We start from the raw sequence: 19,530 nt of genomic DNA, 5'->3' as shown, positions 1-19,530 counted from the left end.
GGGATTTAACTTTGAAAACTGGCAGTAATCACGCTATTGAGTGATCACTGCCCTCACAATGGATTAGTAACCTAACCAGTCAATACGACGCTCAAGTGTTACTTGGTTAACGCGCTCAACTTTAACGTCACCGCCGTTGTAGTTACCTTTGTAGATATTCACTTGGTTCACACCACGGTGATCTTCAGGTGTCCAGTTTGCGGCAAGACAAACACCATCTAAGCCTTCAGGAACCCAGTTTTGACGGGCATACATGCCTTTCTTAATGTTTTCACCAGTAATTCCGCCATTCTTCTTGGCCCACTGCATCGCTTCTTTCATAAAGAATGCAGAGCAAACGCCGCGAATATAGTGGTGAAGACGTTCTTTTTTACCCTCTGAATCAGACATTTTTGAGACTTCTCGGACGAGCTTCATGCCTGGAACATCATCACTCCAAAATGGATTCATCGTCGGGAAGATGTAATCTTTGATCCCTTCACCTGCAGCTTCAAAGACCTTCTTATCACCACCCCAAATATTCGACATAAACTGAATTTCAGTCCCGACGGTATTACAAGACTTCACTAATGAAAGAACTGAACCACCTAAGTTGCCAATGTAACCATAGTTAGTGCCTGAGCTTTTCAGACTCAAACATTGGGCTTTAAAGTCACCTGGTTTCATAGAGATAACAACGGGCGGCTGAACGTCAAAGCCAAGCTCCTCGGCATATTCAGCACAAGCCGCTTTCGGGGCATTCGGATAGGGGTGGTTCGCGCCAATATGGGTGAACTTAGGTTTACCAGCACTGCCTTTTTTCTTCCAGTCATCAGCAGCCCATTGCACTAGGCCGCGACAAGAGTCTGAATATGATGCGCCATAGAAGAAGTTATATGGTGCTGGCTTTTTCGTATTCGGGTTTTTACCCGTTGGATCGGTTAAGTGACCCGAATAAGAAGCTGAATAGACCGGAACCTTATCCTTGGCCACAAAAGAAATCAGCGCTTCCGTATCCGCAGTTCCCCAGCCTTGCATCGCAACCATTTTCTTACGTGACTTCCATTTCTTATAAGAAGCGATCGCCTGTGGCACCTTGTAAGCATAATCAATGGTTTCAAATTCTAGACTTGTCCCGTCAATACCACCGTTAGCGTTGATATAAGCTAACGAATCGCGTACTCCATCTGCGTACACTTTACCCACAAACGCAGTTGGGCCTGACATATCAGCTAAATGGCCGACAAAAACTGAGTCTTTTGCAACCGCTTGGCTATTTACTCCCATAGCCATTACAGCAATGGATGTCGTTAACATTAGTTTCTTGTGCATGTTTTAGTCCTTCAATGTATCAAGTTTTATTCCTTTATTGAGCAAGCAATCAGAAAGCTGAAGGCATAGCAAAATAGAGAACATACCTGTTGTTTTATAATTGTTGGCACTCACAAAGTCGCTCGTGCCGTTTCTTCCATTACACCCAAGTCACTTCAAACCACTCAACATCCTTCAGAAATGTCTTAGGCAACCACCGCTTTTTAGTAAGAAAAAGGATAGAATTTCCAGTAGTTCTTAATCTGTTGCCAGCGATGCGCTAGCCCTTCTGGCTCAAAGATTAAGAACAAGATAATGACTAAACCAATTGCCATTTCTTTAATATAAGCAAGGCCATCCACCACCATAGGGATGTTGCCCCAGCTCGTATCTTTCATGATGCCAACACCGCCTTCGAGAGCCTCAGGGAGAAGCACCATAAAGACCACCCCCATAAGCGTGCCCTTGATCGAACCAAGTCCACCAATAATCACCATGGCAAGGAACTGTACTGACATGAAAATAGTGAAGCCTTCAGCTGACACATATCCCAGATAGTGGGCGTACATTGCACCACCAATCCCGGCATAGAATGAGGAAATACCAAACGAAAGGAGGCGGTACTTATTCAGTTTTACGCCCATGATTTCGGCTGAAAGATAATGATCCCGTACAGCCACAAAAGCTCGCCCGTCGCGACTGCGCATCAGGTTACAACCCCAGATGTACATAAAGACCAGTGCAAATAAAGCGATGTAGTAAAAGCTTTCATCGGTATCAAAAGCAAAACCAAACAGCTCTACTGGGTTCGCCATTGATCCAGCACTGCCGCCAGAAAACCATTCAGCGCGACCGAAAAAATCTTCAATAATAAATTGCGCCGCGAGTGTCGCAATTGCCAAATAGAGACCTTTAATACGCGCAGCCGGCATACCAAACATCATACCGACAGCCATTGTTAAAAATCCGGCCATTGGAATACAGATAAACACCGGGATATTAAACGAGGTGTTCAGCCAAGCAGATGCAAACGCACCAAAGCCAAAAAAAGCACCATGCCCCAATGAGATTTGACCGGTAAAACCAACGAGAATATTGAGACCTAACGCTGCAATGCCCAAATATGAAATCTGAATAAACAGCGTGAGGTAATATGCGTCTAAAATGAAAGGGGCAAAACATGCCAAACCAATCACAAGTGCAGTAAACCAACGAATCGTTTTGGTTTCGAAAATTGTATTGTCTTGCTTGTAGCTGGTACGGAAATCGCCGCATGGGCGCATTGCCAAACTAGACATACCAGACTCCTTTTTATGTATTTAGCTAAAAATTAATGAAATATTTGTGTTCAACCTAAATGCGTTCAATGTCGCGAGTTCCGAAGAATCCATACGGTTTAAACCACAAGATAATGAGCAGCACATAGAAAGGTGCGATGTCATACATGTTGCCAATATGTAGATATTGGCTATCAAAAAACTCAGCAACGTTCTCTAAGATCCCAATAGTAATTCCGCCCACAATGGCACCCACTATCGAATCCAAACCACCAAGAATGACCGCAGGGAAAACCTTTATCCCAATCGCAGATAACGAGTTCGAAACTCCGTTTACCATGCCAATCACCACACCTGCCGTTGCAGAGACTGTCGCGGCAATGCCCCAACTCATCGCAAAGACTTGCTTTACGGAAATACCGAGGCTTTGGGCAACCTGCTGATCAAAAGCAGTCGCTCGCATCGCCAAACCATGCTTAGAGTGTTTAAAGAAAAAGTAGAAGCCAATCATGATAATTAGCGCGATGACGGTACTCATGAGGTAAGCCAATTCAATGTTCAACCCAAAAATACTAATACTTTGAGTATCAAACACTTGTGGATAGCTTTGTGGCGAGACACCAAAGATCCATTTCACCAACGATTGGAAGAAAATCGAGAGGCCAATGGTCACCATAATGACTGAGATAATTGGCTCGCCAATCATTGGGCGCAGTACAATCATCTGCAGCATCACCCCAAACACAGCCATAAATGCAAGGCTTAATAGGAAGCCGACAAAAAATGGGAGCTCTAGATATATCAAGAGAGCCCAGCAGACCCAGGCGCCAACCAGAAGAAACTCACCCTGGGCAAAGTTTACGATTTGTGTTGATTTATAAACCAACACAAAACACATCCCAACCACCCCATAAAGCAAGCCTACAATCAGGCCATTGATGATCAGCTGTAGTAATAGTTCGAAATTCATGACGCTCTCCTTTGCTCTGAATCAGCGGAAGACTTTGGTTGCGGCTCGATGAGCGTGGCAACTTTGAGCTGAGTTTGAATACGAGATTTAGATCCATCTTGGAAGGTAATCACTGTATCGATATCGACGTTTTCAGCGCCGTCATATATTGAATCAATAATCTCGCCGTACTTGTCGGCAATCACACCACGACGCACTTTACGGGTACGTGTAAGCTCGCCGTCATCAGCATCGAGCTCTTTATAGAGCAAGACGAATTTATTGATTTTCTGAGCGTCAGGTAGAGAAGCATTCACATGTTCGACTTCTTGAGTCAGCTTTTCGTAGACCTCAGGCAGCGTCGACAAATTGGTATAATTGGTGAACGCTAACCCCTTTTGCTCAGCCCACTTCGCGACAATGGAAAAACGAATACACAAAATAGCTGACAGGTATGGACGCTCTTTACCCAAAATGACCGCTTCACCAATAAATGAAGAGAACTTGAGTTTGTTTTCAATATATTGGGGTGAGTACTGCACACCAGTACTGGTATTTGCTAAGTCTTTGATTCGGTCAATTACGACCAGATGACCCGACTCTTTGAAATAACCAGCATCCCCCGTGTGCATCCAGCCATCTTTGACGTCTTCGTCATACGCTTCTTGATTACCCAAGTAGCCAGAAAACATACCAACGGTTTTGGCGACCACCTCACCGACACCTTGGGAGTCAGTGTTGATGACTTTAACTTCTGCAGAATCAAACGCGACGCCAACACTGTCATAGTCGACATCATCTTCATGGTGAATGGTATACGCGCCACACATTTCCGTCTGTCCGTATAACTGTCTCAATGGCACCCCTATCGCTTGGAAAAATCTAAACGTATCTGGTCCCATAGCAGCACCACCGGTTGCCGCAGACTTTAAAAATGAAAAACCAAGGCGATCTCTGAGTGCTTTCATCAATATGATGTCAGCTAAGGTTGATTTACGTCCCTCTTCTAGTGCTTGCTGAGAGCGTTTCATCGCAAAATCAAATAGCTTTTGTTTTAGGGGAGATGAGTCCATCATTCGCGCCTGTACATCAGCTAGAATGCCTTCCCATACGCGAGGCGCTAACAGCACAAAACTGGGGCCAATTTCACGAAGATCCGACATCATCGTTTCTTGTTCTTCAACAAAGTTTACGATTTGACGCGCAATCAAAGCCTGCCCCACAGCATAGACCTGCTCCATAATCCATGGCAGCGGCAGCACTGAGACATAATTGTCGCCAGGCTGGCGAGGATCGGCACGTAAGTAAGAACTGCACTGCTTGATAAAATTGCCACCTTCTAGGAGTGCAATCTTAGGCTTTGAAGTTGTCCCTGAAGTCGTGCAATAAATGGCTATTTGACTTGGGTCAGTCGCATCCACCAGCTGGTCATATGCCCCAGGAGACTCTTTTTCTAACTTTTGACCCAGCTTGTAAATTTCTTCGATATCAATAAGACGCGGGTCATCATATTTACGCATGCCCCTTGGGTCGCAATAGACAATGTGCTTTACATGAGGAATCGTGTCACCCAATTCCAGCAATTTATCACACTGCTCTTCATCCTCGGCAACCACCACACTTGAGCCACTTTTTTCGAGTAAGAAAGCCACCTCTTCGTGTAGCGAGTCTTGATAGATACCTATAGAGAAACAACGCATAGCATGTGCTGCAACTTCTCCCCAGATCCACTCTGGACGGTTGTCTCCGAGCAATGCAATCGTCTCACCCGGCTTAATGCCTAAGTGCACCAATGCTAAAGACATCCATTTCACGCGGTTGTTATAATCTTGCCAAGTAAATTCATTCCAGATACCAAACTCTTTCTCACGCATCGCGGTATCTTGTGGCCAGTTCGCGGCATTATGACGCAGTATTTTGGGGAAAGTATTTAACTCTCCCATCTCAAAGCGTTCCGCGGTTGCATTTGTTTCAGTAGTCATTAGACAACCTCTTGTAACTGCTCGTTTTCTTCAAGACCTAAATAAGCCTGCCTTACATGCTCATCAGCCATCACATCTTCTGGTAACCCTGATATCAATTTCTTACCAAAGTCGAGCACCATCACCTCATGGGATATATCCATCACAACACCCATATCGTGTTCAATCATGACCACGGTGATCCCAAACTCTTCATTTAAGTCAAGGATGTAACGTGCCATGTCCTCTTTCTCTTCTAGGTTCATACCCGCCATTGGCTCATCAAGCAGAATCAGTTTCGGCTTAAGCGCCATTGCACGAGCTAACTCAACACGCTTACGCAAGCCGTACGACAAGGTACCCGCAACTGCTTTTCGCACATGGGTGATATCCAAGAAATCAATAATTTCTTCAACTTCACGACGGTGCTGTAACTCTTCTTTTTGTGCAGGAGATGCCCAGTACAAAGGGCCGGTAAGCCAGTTGTTTTTCATCAGGTGGTGGCGACCCACCATAATGTTGTCCAGCACAGACATATGACCAAATAGCGCCAAGTTCTGGAAAGTTCGACCAATGCCAAGATCAGCCCGATCATTGGGACGTAGATTTGTCACATTACGATCATCAAAATGAATGCTGCCACTGTTCGGGCGGTATCTTCCTGAGATGCAATTCAGCATTGAAGTTTTACCCGCGCCGTTCGGACCGATAATTGAGAATACCGACCCCGTTTTTACATCAAAACTCACATCGGTTAGGGCTTTTACACCACCAAATGCTAATGAGATTTGGTCTACTTTGAGTATTGTGTCTGTCATACTCTAACTCCTGATACTTAGGGCTAATTTTGGGCATAACTTGCCCGTCCGGCATTCCTTGGGATTGCTGGTTAACGATTTGAAAAATAAAATTTATATGTTCGGTGCGCGGAAACGATCTAGCGTGATAGCTATCTGTATGTTCTGGCGAACGATATCGGAATTGAATATAAAGTCATGCTACTACCTTCCCTTGACTTATGTGCTGCTTGATTTGGTGTAGACAGCTAGCTATGACTGCCTACACCACAAGCACTCAATGCTTACAGCGCGTATTTCAGCGAAAGCTGACCGTAGTTAGAATCAACATCTTGGTCTGCCATTTCAAAGTTACCCACTTCAAAGCCTATCGCTAGTTTCGGCGTTAGGTTTTGGAATAAGTTGACACTCCACTGAGTGCGGTCAACATCACCAATCTCAGTTGTTACGTTACCGTATACGATTGAAGAGCGAAGCGTATCGGTCCAGAAGTGACGATAAGCTGCGAGGTAAGCCGTCGTCTCTTCAACTTCATCACCCACTAAATCTGTTGCTGCTGCAATTGAGACATAGCGGCCAACTTCACCAGCGTGATACTGGAATCTAAAGTCATCTTTACCAAACGTTTTAATGCGACCCGCAATCGAACCGCCAAATGCTGTTTCAGATTTACCACTTGTCGTATTCAGGCTACGACCTAACGCAGAGAATGAAACACTACCCCAGTCGCCTTTCCAGTTATAACGTGCAACCACATCAGGTAAATCATCGTTTGACGCATCTCCACCATATGATTCAGGGTTCTCAATCGAAACTTGGAAATTACCCATGTCATAACGTAGCTGACCTTGACGGTTGAAGACGATTCCCACCGTCGCACCTGCAAAATCGGCAGTTTCAGGGAGTGCGCTGGTGTTCATAAACGTCGACCAAGTTTGACCTGCAGTTAAGCCTTTGTACTTGATGAATGCATGACGTAAACGAGGGTTACTTGAGTTAGAAATAACTTGGTTACCGCCACCGCCGTAAAAGTCCATTTCAATGAAGCCCATCAAGTCACCTGAAACATACTTGGTATTGAAGCGAGTTTCGTTTGCATTGATACGGAACTGAGAAGCGCTTTCCTCTAAAGCTGCGCCAGTACCAATCCAGAAATCACGATACCCAACATCACCATCCACATAACGTGCATCGACTTTGATGTAGCCACCAAAAGTAATGGTGTCCGTGTCATTAATTTTGATTTCATACCCCGCAGAAGCAGAACCTGCAATTGCGAGAAGTGAGCTAGCGAGTACGACTTTTTTAATGTTTGTAGTAAGCATTTTTCATCCTCTTTTATTTTTCTAGACTCAAGATGGACAAAAGTTGCTCAACTCTCAATTGTGAATAGGTATTAGTGAGTAAGTATTAATACATAAGTATAAACCCTTAGGTCTTACGACCTAAGTCGTACGCGAGTTTTCAGCAAGCCCCTGTTATTTGTGATATTAATAGGTTTCATAAGGACTTGTGAGTTACAGAGACATCACAACATAAAAATGATAACAGGTTGTCTATGTTTGCAAATTGGCTATTGGTCATCGTCAGCGTTGGCTACATTGGATTATTATTTCTAATTGCTTACATGGGCGATAAGTATCGCCACAAATTAGTCACCTATCAGCACACGATCATCTATGCACTTTCACTCGGCGTTTACTGCACCTCATGGGGATTTCTTGGAACCGCGGGACAGGCGGCGAACAACTCCTTCTCTTATTTACCTGTCTATATCGCCCCCATTCTGCTTTTTATTTTTGCTTGGCCGTTCATTCAAAGGATCATCCGCGTCTGTCTTCGGCTGAATATTACCTCCATTGCCGATCTACTCGCTGCCCGCTTTGGTAAATCTCAAAAGCTGGCCGTCATCGTGACGATCGTCGCCCTCATTGGCACATTGCCGTATATTGCGCTGCAATTAAAAGCGATCGTCAATTCTTATGAAATATTAAGGCAGACTCCGCGACTATCATCTTGGCAACTAGGGTTAATCGTAAGCACGATTTTGGCCGGGTTTACCATCATTTTTGGTGTTCGAGCAATTGATATTACCGAGCGGCACCCAGGTGTGATGGTCGCCATTGCTTTTGAATCATTGATAAAGCTGATTGCATTTCTTACCGTCGGCATCTTTGTGTCATTTATCGTATTCGACTCACCAGTTCAAATCTGGCAACAAGCACGGGCAACACTGCCAAGCTCTACACAGTTTGAATGGCCCAATGTGTTCTCAATGATTGGACTACTTTTCATCGTCGCCTCTGCTTTTCTATGTTTGCCACGTCAATTTCAAGTCACCATGGTTGAGCTCAAAGACCCGAAACACTCCAAATGGAGTCGTTGGACCTTCCCACTTTATGTTTTAGTGTTCGCATTTTTTGCAGCCCCGTTAGGGCAAGCAGGCAATATTCTCTATGGCGAATCCTTGCAGCAAGACGCCTATGTGCTGTTTTTACCCGCCTATTTTGGACAGCAATGGTTAAGCCTATTTAGTTTTTTGGGCGCGATATCTGCTGCCAGCTCCATGGTTATTATTTCCACCATTGCACTCAGTATCATGCTGAGCAATGAAGTCGTTTTTCCGACGCTGTTTAAATTCAGTGATATTCAAAGTACCGACTTTTTCCGCTTTCGCACGCATCTGCTTCGCGTGCGAAAGCTACTGGTATTGTTAGTCATTTTCCTTAGCTTTGGCATGTTTCTAATTGCACCGCCAGACACTTTAGCCTCACTAGGCGAGGTGGCATTTGGCGCTATCGCGCAAATTGGTCCAGCCCTATTTGCGGCTTTCTTTTGGCGCAAGGTGAGTTTAAGCGGAGTCATTTCAGGGATTACATCTGGCTTCGGCGTTTGGTTTTTATTAAACCTATTACCCCAATTAGGCTTTTACCCCCATCCATTTGCAGGCTCCGAATACTCGATGACCACGCTTGCGACCTTGCTCGGTTTGATTATCAATATCACCATGCTGTGGAGTATTTCGATTATTGGACGCCAAACCCTCAAGGAGCAAATGCAAATAGAACACTTTTTCGAACGACCCGATATCCATGCGATTCCCGCCGTACAACCCGGGAAAATTGATCCCAAAGAGCTTGAACTGCTCGTGTCGCGGTTTATCGGTGAAGAAAAAGCGCGACTTGGATTTAACAGTTTTTTCAATCAACATCCTGAAAAAAAAGGAAACAAGCAAACCAACAACCAATCTCTTGTTTTATATACTGAAAATCTACTTGCGAGCGTCATGGGTTCTGCATCAGCAAGGTTGGTCATGTCATGTGCATTACAAGGTCGAGATATTGCTTTAGACGAAGTTGCCCAGCTCATGGAGGATGCCAGTAGCCACCGTCTTGAATTCAGCCGCTCGGTACTACAAAGCGCAATTGAAAATGCGAGCGAAGGGATCTCAGTTATTGATAGCAACCTAAATCTTGTGGCCTGGAATGAACGCTATCTGAGCTTATTCAATTACCCTGAAGGCATGGTGTATATCGGTTGTCCGGTAAAAGAATTAATTCACCATAACCTCAGCCAATGCCATCCAGCAGGCGGTGACATTCATAGCCAAGTTGAAAAACGCTTAGCCTATCTGCGCGAAGGAAGTCGACATAGCACTGAGCGCCAGCAATCCGATGGCAAAATCATTCGTATTGAAGGCAACCCGATTCCCGGTGGAGGATTCGTCATGTTGTTTTCAGACATTACAACCTATCGCGAAGCCGAAAGTTTACTCAAAGAAGAAAACCTAGACTTAGAATCTCGAGTATACGAGCGAACCAAAAAGCTTGAGCACGCCAATCAACAACTCGCCAAGTCCAATGCCGAGCTTGCCAAAGCGAGTCAGCTTGCAGAAGAAGCACATTTAAAGAAGAGCCAATACCTCAAAGCTTGTAGTCATGATTTATTACAGCCTTTGTCTGCAGCAAGGCTATTTTCATCCGCAATTGCACAAGATAATCAACTTACACCACGGCAAGCAGAACAAGTCAATTACATTGATAATTCGCTCAAAGTCGCCAATGAATTGCTGCTAGATCTCAACGAAATGTCGCGCATTGAAAGCGGCACAATTGTGCCGAAAAAAGAACACTTCCCGGTCCAAGAGTTATTTGACAGTCTCTCACAAGAGTTTTCAGCATTAGCGGTTAATCACAATGTAGAAATTCACCTGGTCGATTCGTCCGCATGGATCAATAGCGATAAAAAACTATTACGCCGAATCCTCCAGAATCTACTCAGTAATGCATTTCGTTATGCCAGTGGTGGCAAAGTGCTGCTTGGTTGCCGCAGAGGAAAGCAGATCTCAATTCAAGTTGTAGACAATGGTCCAGGGATCCCAGAAGACAAACATCAATCCGTATTTGAGCAATTTACGCGACTTGATAATCCAGCAACCATGGGGATTAATGGCCTTGGGCTTGGCCTAAACATCGCAAAAGGTCTCGCCTCTTTACTTGGGCATGAACTCAGGCTTGCTTCTGCCATAGGTCGAGGTTGTCGTTTCAGTATCGAAGCGCAAGCCGTGTCCCCCAAGCACTTATCTACAGAAGAAAAGATCGCCGACGTCGTGACCTTACAGGGGGTCAAAGTCTTATGTGTCGACAATGACCTAAACGTTTTACATGGAATGGAGCAGCTACTTCAAGGATGGAAATGCCAAGTCTACTCAGCAAGCTCCATAGATGAAGCACTAGAAGTTTTTGATGATTTGTCGGGTAACATTGATATCATGCTTGTGGATTACCAACTCGATCATGATGAAAATGGTCTCGACTTGATGGCACAAATTCAACAGCGTTCTCCGGTTCCTGTACCGGGAATTTTAGTCACCGCAACGACAGATCAAGATGTGGTTAATCGGGCGAAATCGGAAGGATATAGTCACCTCCGTAAACTCATCAAGCCTATTGCACTAAGAGCATTGATGAGCGCGATGCTTGTGAAAGGGTTGCAAAGAAATTACGCCAGTACCCATGAGCCCGATAATTAATAGCCTATTTATCGTGTGTCGTAAGCGATGACTCATTTGTATTGCATTACGCTCACTACGGATGAAGTGCAACGATAAAGGATGAAGACTTCCCTCTACAGCAACAAAGTATCCACGATTAACCTGTGCCACACTGTCATTTTTACCGCCCTCGCCAGCAACCAAGTCTTTATGACACGAACAGCAAGTGTCATAAAGACACCCTTCATCGACAAAATGTAAATAGCAACTACATTTCAATATGTTAAGAATGTGGTATGAAACCTGCAAAATGATAATAAATATCGTTTACAGGCAGTTCACCATGCAATCATTATATTTCGACTCACTGACCGCTGAGCAGCTAAATGAAGCGCCATTGATTTTTTGCCACGAAGGACAGATACAACCCCAGCGTTCACGACACATGCACTCATATCTACTGCGTCATTACGCCAGACTACGAGATCTTGTTTTTAGTTTGATCTATTCACCAAATTTAATCCCAGCGAATCACCATAATCATCTAGAGAGGTAACACCGATGAGTCATCAAATCATTCCAAACCATTGGAAAATTCAACGTTCTACACCATTTTTTAATCAGGAAAATGTTCCGGCCGCTTTATTAAGCCATCACAATACCGCTGAAGGTGTTTTTGGTCAGTTATGTGTGATGCAAGGAAGTGTCACTTACTACGGGTTTGCCAGCGAACATGCGAAGACTCCTGAAGTTGAAATCGTCATTCAAGCAGGTCAATTTGCAACCAGCCCACCACAGTATTGGCATAAAGTATCGCTCAGTGAAGATGCTCAGTTTCATATAAACTTTTGGTCTGAAACAGAACAGCACGGGAAAATGTTCCATGCACGCTCTTAATTAATGGGTCTTCCCCTAAGCAGCGCGAACAACGAGAAATAAGGAGTAAATATGAAGCCTATCCTGTTGAATTTACGCTTTTTACTCGCCTCTTTGGGAATATTTTGGTTGCTTACCGTCACCCCGCTTCTTCCTGCAATGTTTAAACAAATTGCACTGGAGATGGGCTGGGTAGCCTAATAAACAATGGTGTTGTCCTTGCGAGTAAAAAAGCCCCAAATATTTGGGGCTTTTCATTCAATCGTGACGCTTCACTGACAGTAATTTTATTGATCAGCTAATGCGCTCAGAGACGTGTTTTCTAATTGTAACTGGTTCATCGCAATCACGGCTTGCGTCCGAGTATGTACCCCAAGCTTTAAGAAAATAGCACTTGCATGCGCTTTAATTGTTGCTTCAGATAACCCGAGTTCATGCGCAATCTGCTTATTGAGCATGCCATCTGCAAACATCATCAAAATACGATGCTGACGCGGCGACAGGCTAATTATCTTACTTTCCATACTATTTTCAGCAACTGGGTTCACACCATCGACACCTTCTGGCAGCCATTGCTCGCCATTTAATACGGTTGCAATGGCTGTCATCATTTCTTCAACCGGTGTCGATTTCGGCACAAAACCTGCGGCACCATAATTGATGCTGCGGCAAATGGTTTCTGGATCTTCTTGCCCTGAGACAACGATAACACCCATTTGTGGATAGCAATTACGAATATTGATGAGGGTGTTAAAACCATGTGCCTTCGGAATGTTTAAATCGAGCAGTAGTAAATCAACGTTATCTAAAGTATCAAGTAGTTGGTCTAACTCGGCCACGCTATTCGCTTGAAACAATTCGACGCCTGCAAACTTGGTTGCTAAAACAGTCATAAGGGCCTGTCGAAAAAGCGGGTGATCATCAGCAATTATAATTTTTTGTGGTTGCTGCATTTGTGCATCCTTGTTAAAAGCCGTAAAAAGTGCGCCTACAAATAGGGAATAGCATCTAACTTAAGCGAATTCTAAACCATGCGCAATCAACAGCAAGAATCAAAATGAATTGCACAGAAAAAGGAATCACACACTATTATCGCGTGATTAGCGCAAACCAAGCCATTAGACCTAAGCCCATAGCCTGAATCCAATCGTATTCGTTCCAAGGTATGCCCATCGTGTAACTCATATTGCTTTTAACATCCACTCAATGTCATGAAACATCAAGCGTTTACCACTGTCGTCCCCTACAGATCAACGGACGTAAACAAAAAGATACAGTCTCATCTGACTCAATCGCTAGACGACCGGTCTAATTGATCGTATTGTGTACCAATGAGAACAGAAAATAACACAACACAGCAGCAGATCATCAAAGCCGGTTATCAGCTCATCGCCAACAAAGGCTTTTCTAGTGTCGGGCTATCTTTGATTTTGGCGACCGCGAATGTACCCAAAGGCTCTTTTTATCACTATTTCAAATCCAAAGAACAATTTGGTGAAGCATTAATTCAAGATTTTTTTACACAATACCATCAACAAATTGAAGGGTTAATCCAGCAAAGTGAATTCACAGGTTTAGAACGCACAATGCGCTACTGGCAACTTTGGCTAGAAGCATGTGATCCTGGCGAATCAGTAGATTGCCTACCAGATACAGCACAAGCACAGCGCTGTTTAGTGGTTAAGCTCGCTGCCGAAGTTGCAGACCTGTCCGAATCAATGCGAGTTGCGCTCGAACAAGGTACCCAGAAAACTATTGCATATATTGCCGACTTAATTACCCAAGGTATTGAAGATGGTTCGATATGCCAGCTGAACGCACAACAAGCAGCCCAAAGCCTTTATCAAATGTGGCTTGGCGCAAGCTTACTGCACAAGCTACACAGAAATCCGACGCAAATGCAGAAGAACATCGATATCACGCGTTCGATTCTAGAAAACAACAGACTACAGTCTCGAACCGCAGCAACATATAAAGACTCTTAAAATTGCCCATAAACGGGCGGCGAACACATACCGTGTAACTCGCTGTAATAAAGGAAAATTCAATGCTAAATTTTGAATATTACAACCCAACTCGTATTAGCTTTGGCGAAGGAAAAGTTGCAAGTTTAGACAAGCTTATTCCCCAGTCAGCCAAAGTTCTGATTTTACTTGGTGGCGGGAGCGCTAAGCGCACTGGCACACTCGATGAAGTCAAACAAGCACTTGGTCAACGCACATTCCTCGAATTCAACGGGATTGAACCAAACCCGACCTACGAAACTCTGATGCAAGCCGTCGAAGTCGTTAAACAAGAAAAAATTGATTTCCTACTCGCCGTAGGTGGTGGTTCGGTGATTGATGGGACTAAGTTCGTCGCTGCCGCTGCGCTATACGATGGTGAGCCATGGGACATTTTACTGACCGGAGCAAAACATGTTCATGCCGCAGTTCCCTTCGGAACCGTACTGACCTTGCCAGCAACCGGCTCCGAAATGAATAGTGGTAGTGTGATTACCCGGAAGTCGATTCACGCCAAACTGCCCTTTATGCACCCAACGGTATACCCGCAATTTTCTGTACTCGATCCGACAAAAACTTACTCATTACCCGAACGCCAAGTTGCCAACGGTATTGTTGATGCCTTTGTCCACATCACTGAGCAGTACCTTACTTACCCAGTCCACGCTGCTGTACAAGATCGCTACGCAGAAGGTCTATTACAAACCTTGATCGAACTTGGCCCTCAAATTATTTCTGACACTGAAAACTACGAAGTTCGCTCTAACTTTATGTGGGTTGCGACACAGGCGCTCAATGGTTTAATTGGCTCTGGCGTTCCCCATGACTGGGCAACACATATGATTGGTCACGAACTTACGGCATTGCACGATATCGACCATGCGAGAACTCTTGCCATCGTTCTGCCATCGCTCTTACAAGTGAAAAAGGACAAAAAACACGCCAAGCTGCTGCAATTTGCTGAACGTGTTTGGCATATCACTAACGGAAGTGAAGAACAACGCATTGAAGAAGCGATTGAAAAAACACGCGCATTTTTTGAAAGCCTTGGCGTTGGAACGCGCTTTGGCGACTATGATTTAGATGCCAGTCATATCCCAGCCTTAGTCGCACAATTGGAAGCACATGGCATGGTAGCTCTTGGGGAACATCAAGATATTGATTTAAATACGGCACAGCAAATCCTTGAAGGCGCGCTGTAAACGCTAAGCAAAACATGTCGATACTCTCAAAAAGCGAGCCAAATATAGGTTCGCTTTTTAATTTCCTTTATATTGTTCTTCAAAAAGTAGCTAGCAAAAATAATTATGAAAATTAGAAAAAAGGATTTAGAGAAAAAGCCGAGATATAAAATTTGGCTTCTTAATTTAATATTTATGGTAGTGTTGTTTTCCTGTGGAATACTTTTATCACCAGTGTACTTACTTACACTTTCCCCAATAATACTTGTTGTTAGGGGGATAATCTTTCTCCTACTCGTCCAAGGCATAAAGTGCCCCAAATGTCATAATAAATATGGGGTAAGTGCTAGCATCGGCGGAGCTATAGTAGCGCCAAACCGATGCTTCCATTGTAAAACAAAGGCTGAATAAGAAAACACCTACTTTAACAAGCACTTTTCAAAAGCGTAATTTGGGATATTTCTTCCATACAGAAACCACCCAAAAGCTTACTGAGCTATTTCAAGTTTTACTATTTTTCCTTCAACATGAGAGAGTCTTACCTTCAACCCCTCCTTTATCGGCCCCCCCTCTGCTGATACTGTATGAAAAAATGGGGCTATTAAAAATTGCTCATATTCAAAGAAGGCCCCTGCAACAAAAAAGCTTTCTTTGTGCGTATCAGTTTGAAAGTCTGTGACCCTACCTTCAATAACTTGAAAGCGGCCATTTTTATAATCAGCCAATAATTCATGGTGGTCTGAATAATACGAACATTCAAGAACAAGAAATAATACGGCCATGCCGACTAACGTATAAGAAAAGAGAAATGACTCCCTTACCTTTTTTGCCATGCCCACTAGTTTTTTCTTAAATATGATGCCCAGTAAAACTAAAAACAAATACATTAGCAGGATTGGCATTAACGCATAATCAATAAAAGTATATGGGATGAGCTCAAAAACTGTATAAAAAACCACATTAACCTCTGAATATTGAAACGCCTATGACACCGTCCGAAATTGCTAAAGCACGCTCTCAGCCCCACATAACAGCCATTGCAATTACACCAGCCAATAGCCCAACCACGAATCCCATTAAGCCACAGATTAACCCACGTTTATTAAAAAAGTGAGTTTCCAATCACCTGTTCAATTGCAAGTCGATCAGAGTAATCTTTAACTTTCCTCTAAATAATAGTCTCTATGTATTTCACATCTTTAGGGACTGCTGCGGCATATGAAGCATCTTTCTCGCACAAATTCATAACCACCTGCTCTGAAACGACAAAATCATCCTCTTCTATTTGAATGTTTTCAACAATACCTCGATTGGGAGCAATGACTTCAATGACGACTTTATTCGTTTCAACATCAAACAATTTCTATTTAGATTCGACTTCTTGGCCCTCATTAACATAGAGATGCGCGATTTTTGCATCCAAATTGCTCTCTGGCAGCTTAGGAATTGCTATTTCAGTATCCATATATTTTAGCGCCGCACTTACTCGACAATTTTGAAACGAATTAACTGATAGCAAGTAGGCAGCCGTTTCAAACTTAAAACAAGCAAAGTTCAGGTTCCGCCGGAACAATCTTACGCTTCAACTTGGCTACGAACTGTTAATCACCTCCATTTATAGGTCTTTCAGGTGAAAGTATGAATTACCGTCGTTGTAGACGAAGGCTTTATGGTTTTCCCAGAGCCAATACCACATGCTGTCGAAGCTCGGGCAGCAACTCAGTTTCAAACCAAGGGTTGCGTTTAAGCCATATATTATTTCTCGGGCTCGGGTGGGGCAATGCAATCACCCCCTTTGGCAACGACTGCCATGCCGCAACCGCTGCCGTCACCTGTCGATACTGTGGCGGTAAATGATAAGCCATCGCATACTGACCAATCACCAGTGTGAGTTCAATATTGGTTAATCGTGCGAGTAAGTCGTCACGCCACTTCGCCGCGCACTCAGATCGCGGCGGTAGATCGCCTGACTTGCCCGTACCTGGATAACAAAACCCCATCGGTAGAATGGCCACTTGCTGCGGATCATAAAACGCCTGCTTAGAAATCCCCATCCACGCTCTTAAGCGATCACCGCTGGCATCATCAAAAGGAATACCTGATTGATGCACCTTGCGCCCGGGCGCTTGGCCTGCAATCAGAATTTTTGCATTTGGATGGACTTGCAAGACGGGACGAACATCATGAGACAGCGCACCTTGACACTCCGTACAGTGACGAACTTGGGTCAATAGTCTTTCAAACTCGTTCATTATTTTCCTCCATCTTCTCCTCCAACTCCAAGTTAGAATATGACAACCGTTATCGCCAAAGCCCAGCCCAACCTCATGTTACCTTCTTCATAAATCAATGAAAATATGGCAATAATAGCTAAAGTTAAAACAAATCCGATGATCTTTTGCTCAAAAAAAGCTAGTCTTGAGATGCAACAGATTGCAAAACCAAGGAGCATGTATGCGATTGTTTTTATTAGCTTGTTTAGCTGTGGTGCCCATCATAGCTCAAGCAACAGTATACAGATGGGTTGATGAGAACGGTAAAGTTCACTATTCGGATAAACCAACTTCAAATGCCGAAATCGTCACATTAAAGGAAAATACACATAATAAAGTAACGGTGCCAAAAGCAATTGATTACGAAAAAGACGTCACAGCGCAAGAGGCCGAGGTCGCCGTCGATTATAAGCTATCCATCATCTCTCCAGAGCAAGAAGCGACGATTCGCGACAATGATGGCAACGTCGATATTGTGGCAACAACGCAGCCAAAACCACCCAAATCAGCTTTATATACATTGTATATGGATGGGAAATTGGTGGGAGAAGCCCAACACAATGCAGTCTTCAACCTTAAAAATATTGATCGAGGCACTCATCAATTTGAAGTGAAGATGATCACACAAAGCGGCAAAGTACTTGCATCTAGTTCTCCAAGAACCGTATTTCTTCACAGAGCGCGGGTTGGAAACGTTCAAAAGGCACCGAAAGCAAAAAGCTAAAAATTTATTTAAAAGCTTTTTATCAATAGGTTAGCTAACACTCTTTCATCCTCAGCCCTCTTTTAAGGGATACTTGCGTGGTGCACCAAACTGGTGCACTATTATGGTGCACCGATCTGGTGCATGCCTTATTTTGGGACGCATGATGGATACAGAGAACTTACTCAACCATTTGGTGACCATAGTGATGGTCATCGACTGCAAACTAAAACCCAAGTATGCAAACACTGCTGCCGAGCAACTCCTTGGTGTCAGCCGCCATAAAATTACAGAACATGCACTACCCGATTATTTTCAAATGTTGGGCATAGGTGCATCTGTGCTTCAGGGCGCGGTCGTTGATGGTCAAAGCCTCACCATAAACACGGTGCCATTAGTGACTCTCGATGGCCAACAACATACTGCAGATATCACATTGACACCTTTGGCAGGCAATAGCCCTGATAGCCTGTTAGAACTACGTCTCGTAGATCAGCAACTAAGAATTCATCAGCAATTGACCCAAGATGCACAGCAACAAGCGGCGCAATACCTTGTTCGAAACCTAGCCCATGAAATCAAAAACCCGCTTGGCGGTCTCCGTGGCGCCGCACAGCTGCTATCGCGGGAATTAAACGATCCTGATCAACAAGAATTCACTTCGATGATTATTGAACAAGCAGATCGACTACGTGGCTTGGTTGATCGTTTACTTGGGCCGCAAAAACCGAGTCATCACAGTTCAAACAACATCCATCAGGTGATCCAAAAAGTATTGCAATTAACGCAAATATCGCAGCCGCAAAACGTGACCATCGAGCGCGATTATGATCCATCCATTCCTGATTTTGAAATGGATGCCGACCAAATGCAGCAGGCCATACTCAACATCATTCAAAATGCCACACAAGCGCTCGAGGAAAAAGGTGGCCATATCCGTATTCGTACCCGTACTCGTCACCAAGTCACACTCGGTTCAGAACGTTATAAGCTGGTATTGGAACTTTCCATAATCGATAACGGCCCGGGGATCCCACCAGAGTTGATGGACACTTTATTTTACCCCATGGTGACAGGTCGCTCTGATGGATCAGGGCTCGGCTTATCAATCACTCATAACATTGCGCGGCTTCATGGCGGGCGGATTGACTGTATTTCCAATCCTGGACATACCGAATTCATTCTATCGCTTCCCATTAAAAGCAGCACATCTAGTACCCAATAAAA

The 19,530-nt window shown here is 44.1% G+C and carries 17 protein-coding genes; 7 read left to right on the top strand and 10 right to left on the bottom strand.

What is annotated here, in order from left to right:
• Nucleotides 1-63 precede the first annotated feature (63 nt).
• The 6 genes from IEY18_RS10120 to IEY18_RS10095 all read right to left on the bottom strand — a co-directional run bounded on the left by IEY18_RS10120 (nucleotide 64) and on the right by IEY18_RS10095 (nucleotide 7,599).
• A complete protein-coding gene (locus tag IEY18_RS10120) occupies nucleotides 64-1,311 on the bottom strand; it encodes an ABC transporter substrate-binding protein (RefSeq protein ID WP_188920390.1) in 1,248 nt (415 codons plus the stop codon).
• A gap of 203 nt (nucleotides 1,312-1,514) precedes the next feature.
• Complete coding sequence (locus IEY18_RS10115) at nucleotides 1,515-2,588, bottom strand: branched-chain amino acid ABC transporter permease (RefSeq protein WP_188920389.1); 1,074 nt, start codon at nucleotides 2,586-2,588, stop codon at nucleotides 1,515-1,517.
• A 55-nt stretch (nucleotides 2,589-2,643) separates the two neighbouring features.
• Nucleotides 2,644-3,537: a branched-chain amino acid ABC transporter permease gene (locus tag IEY18_RS10110; RefSeq protein WP_188920387.1), complete on the bottom strand. Its 894-nt coding sequence runs from the start codon at nucleotides 3,535-3,537 to the stop codon at nucleotides 2,644-2,646.
• Nucleotides 3,534-5,498 carry a long-chain fatty acid--CoA ligase gene (locus tag IEY18_RS10105; RefSeq protein ID WP_188920385.1) on the bottom strand — a complete coding sequence of 655 codons (1,965 nt, stop codon included), beginning with the start codon at nucleotides 5,496-5,498 and terminating at the stop codon, nucleotides 3,534-3,536. Before IEY18_RS10105 ends, IEY18_RS10110 begins: the two co-directional genes overlap by 4 nt.
• Complete coding sequence (locus tag IEY18_RS10100) at nucleotides 5,498-6,295, bottom strand: ABC transporter ATP-binding protein (RefSeq protein ID WP_188920383.1); 798 nt, start codon at nucleotides 6,293-6,295, stop codon at nucleotides 5,498-5,500. The genes IEY18_RS10105 and IEY18_RS10100 overlap by 1 nt, the downstream gene beginning before the upstream one ends.
• A gap of 263 nt (nucleotides 6,296-6,558) precedes the next feature.
• Nucleotides 6,559-7,599: a DcaP family trimeric outer membrane transporter gene (locus tag IEY18_RS10095; protein ID WP_188920381.1), complete on the bottom strand. Its 1,041-nt coding sequence runs from the start codon at nucleotides 7,597-7,599 to the stop codon at nucleotides 6,559-6,561.
• Nucleotides 7,600-7,832: 233 nt separating this feature from the next.
• On the opposite strand from IEY18_RS10095, the gene IEY18_RS10090 reads away from it, so the two are divergent.
• The 3 genes from IEY18_RS10090 (at nucleotide 7,833) to IEY18_RS17470 (ending at nucleotide 12,344) form a co-directional block, all read left to right on the top strand.
• Nucleotides 7,833-11,306, top strand: coding sequence for a hybrid sensor histidine kinase/response regulator (locus IEY18_RS10090; RefSeq protein ID WP_188920379.1), 3,474 nt, complete (start codon nucleotides 7,833-7,835; stop codon nucleotides 11,304-11,306).
• 522 nt (nucleotides 11,307-11,828) lie between these two features.
• The gene (locus tag IEY18_RS10085) at nucleotides 11,829-12,164 is read left to right on the top strand and encodes a TehB family protein (protein ID WP_188920377.1); all 336 of its coding nucleotides are present in this window, start codon (nucleotides 11,829-11,831) and stop codon (nucleotides 12,162-12,164) included.
• A 51-nt stretch (nucleotides 12,165-12,215) separates the two neighbouring features.
• A complete protein-coding gene (locus tag IEY18_RS17470) occupies nucleotides 12,216-12,344 on the top strand; it encodes a hypothetical protein (protein ID WP_268244250.1) in 129 nt (42 codons plus the stop codon).
• 86 nt (nucleotides 12,345-12,430) lie between these two features.
• Here IEY18_RS17470 and IEY18_RS10080 read toward each other — a convergent pair whose 3' ends face one another.
• Nucleotides 12,431-13,096 (bottom strand): response regulator, encoded by a 666-nt coding sequence (locus tag IEY18_RS10080; protein WP_188920375.1) that lies wholly within the window; start codon nucleotides 13,094-13,096, stop codon nucleotides 12,431-12,433.
• 378 nt (nucleotides 13,097-13,474) lie between these two features.
• Here IEY18_RS10080 and IEY18_RS10075 point away from each other — a divergent pair, with 378 nt between their 5' ends.
• Both IEY18_RS10075 and IEY18_RS10070 read left to right on the top strand, forming a co-directional pair.
• Complete coding sequence (locus tag IEY18_RS10075) at nucleotides 13,475-14,128, top strand: TetR/AcrR family transcriptional regulator (protein ID WP_188920373.1); 654 nt, start codon at nucleotides 13,475-13,477, stop codon at nucleotides 14,126-14,128.
• A gap of 62 nt (nucleotides 14,129-14,190) precedes the next feature.
• Nucleotides 14,191-15,348 carry an iron-containing alcohol dehydrogenase gene (locus tag IEY18_RS10070; protein WP_188920371.1) on the top strand — a complete coding sequence of 386 codons (1,158 nt, stop codon included), beginning with the start codon at nucleotides 14,191-14,193 and terminating at the stop codon, nucleotides 15,346-15,348.
• 467 nt (nucleotides 15,349-15,815) lie between these two features.
• On the opposite strand, the gene IEY18_RS10065 is transcribed toward IEY18_RS10070, so the two are convergent.
• From IEY18_RS10065 to IEY18_RS10055, 3 genes are all read right to left on the bottom strand, one after another.
• A complete protein-coding gene (locus IEY18_RS10065; RefSeq protein WP_188920369.1) occupies nucleotides 15,816-16,286 on the bottom strand; it encodes a hypothetical protein in 471 nt (156 codons plus the stop codon).
• 209 nt (nucleotides 16,287-16,495) lie between these two features.
• Nucleotides 16,496-16,687: a biotin/lipoyl-containing protein gene (locus IEY18_RS10060; RefSeq protein ID WP_188920367.1), complete on the bottom strand. Its 192-nt coding sequence runs from the start codon at nucleotides 16,685-16,687 to the stop codon at nucleotides 16,496-16,498.
• A 307-nt stretch (nucleotides 16,688-16,994) separates the two neighbouring features.
• A complete protein-coding gene (locus IEY18_RS10055) occupies nucleotides 16,995-17,579 on the bottom strand; it encodes a uracil-DNA glycosylase family protein (protein ID WP_188920365.1) in 585 nt (194 codons plus the stop codon).
• Between the two features lie 202 nt (nucleotides 17,580-17,781).
• Between IEY18_RS10055 and IEY18_RS10050 the strand changes: the two genes are divergently transcribed.
• Both IEY18_RS10050 and glnL read left to right on the top strand, forming a co-directional pair.
• Nucleotides 17,782-18,324: a DUF4124 domain-containing protein gene (locus tag IEY18_RS10050; protein ID WP_188920363.1), complete on the top strand. Its 543-nt coding sequence runs from the start codon at nucleotides 17,782-17,784 to the stop codon at nucleotides 18,322-18,324.
• A 145-nt stretch (nucleotides 18,325-18,469) separates the two neighbouring features.
• Nucleotides 18,470-19,528, top strand: coding sequence for a nitrogen regulation protein NR(II) (gene glnL / locus IEY18_RS10045; RefSeq protein WP_188920579.1), 1,059 nt, complete (start codon nucleotides 18,470-18,472; stop codon nucleotides 19,526-19,528).
• Nucleotides 19,529-19,530 lie beyond the last annotated feature (2 nt).

Source organism: Shewanella gelidii (genome assembly GCF_014647855.1).
GTDB lineage: Bacteria > Pseudomonadota > Gammaproteobacteria > Enterobacterales > Shewanellaceae > Shewanella > Shewanella gelidii.
The sequence above is the reverse complement of the archived record's forward strand: the minus strand, read 5'-3'. Positions and strand labels throughout refer to the sequence as shown.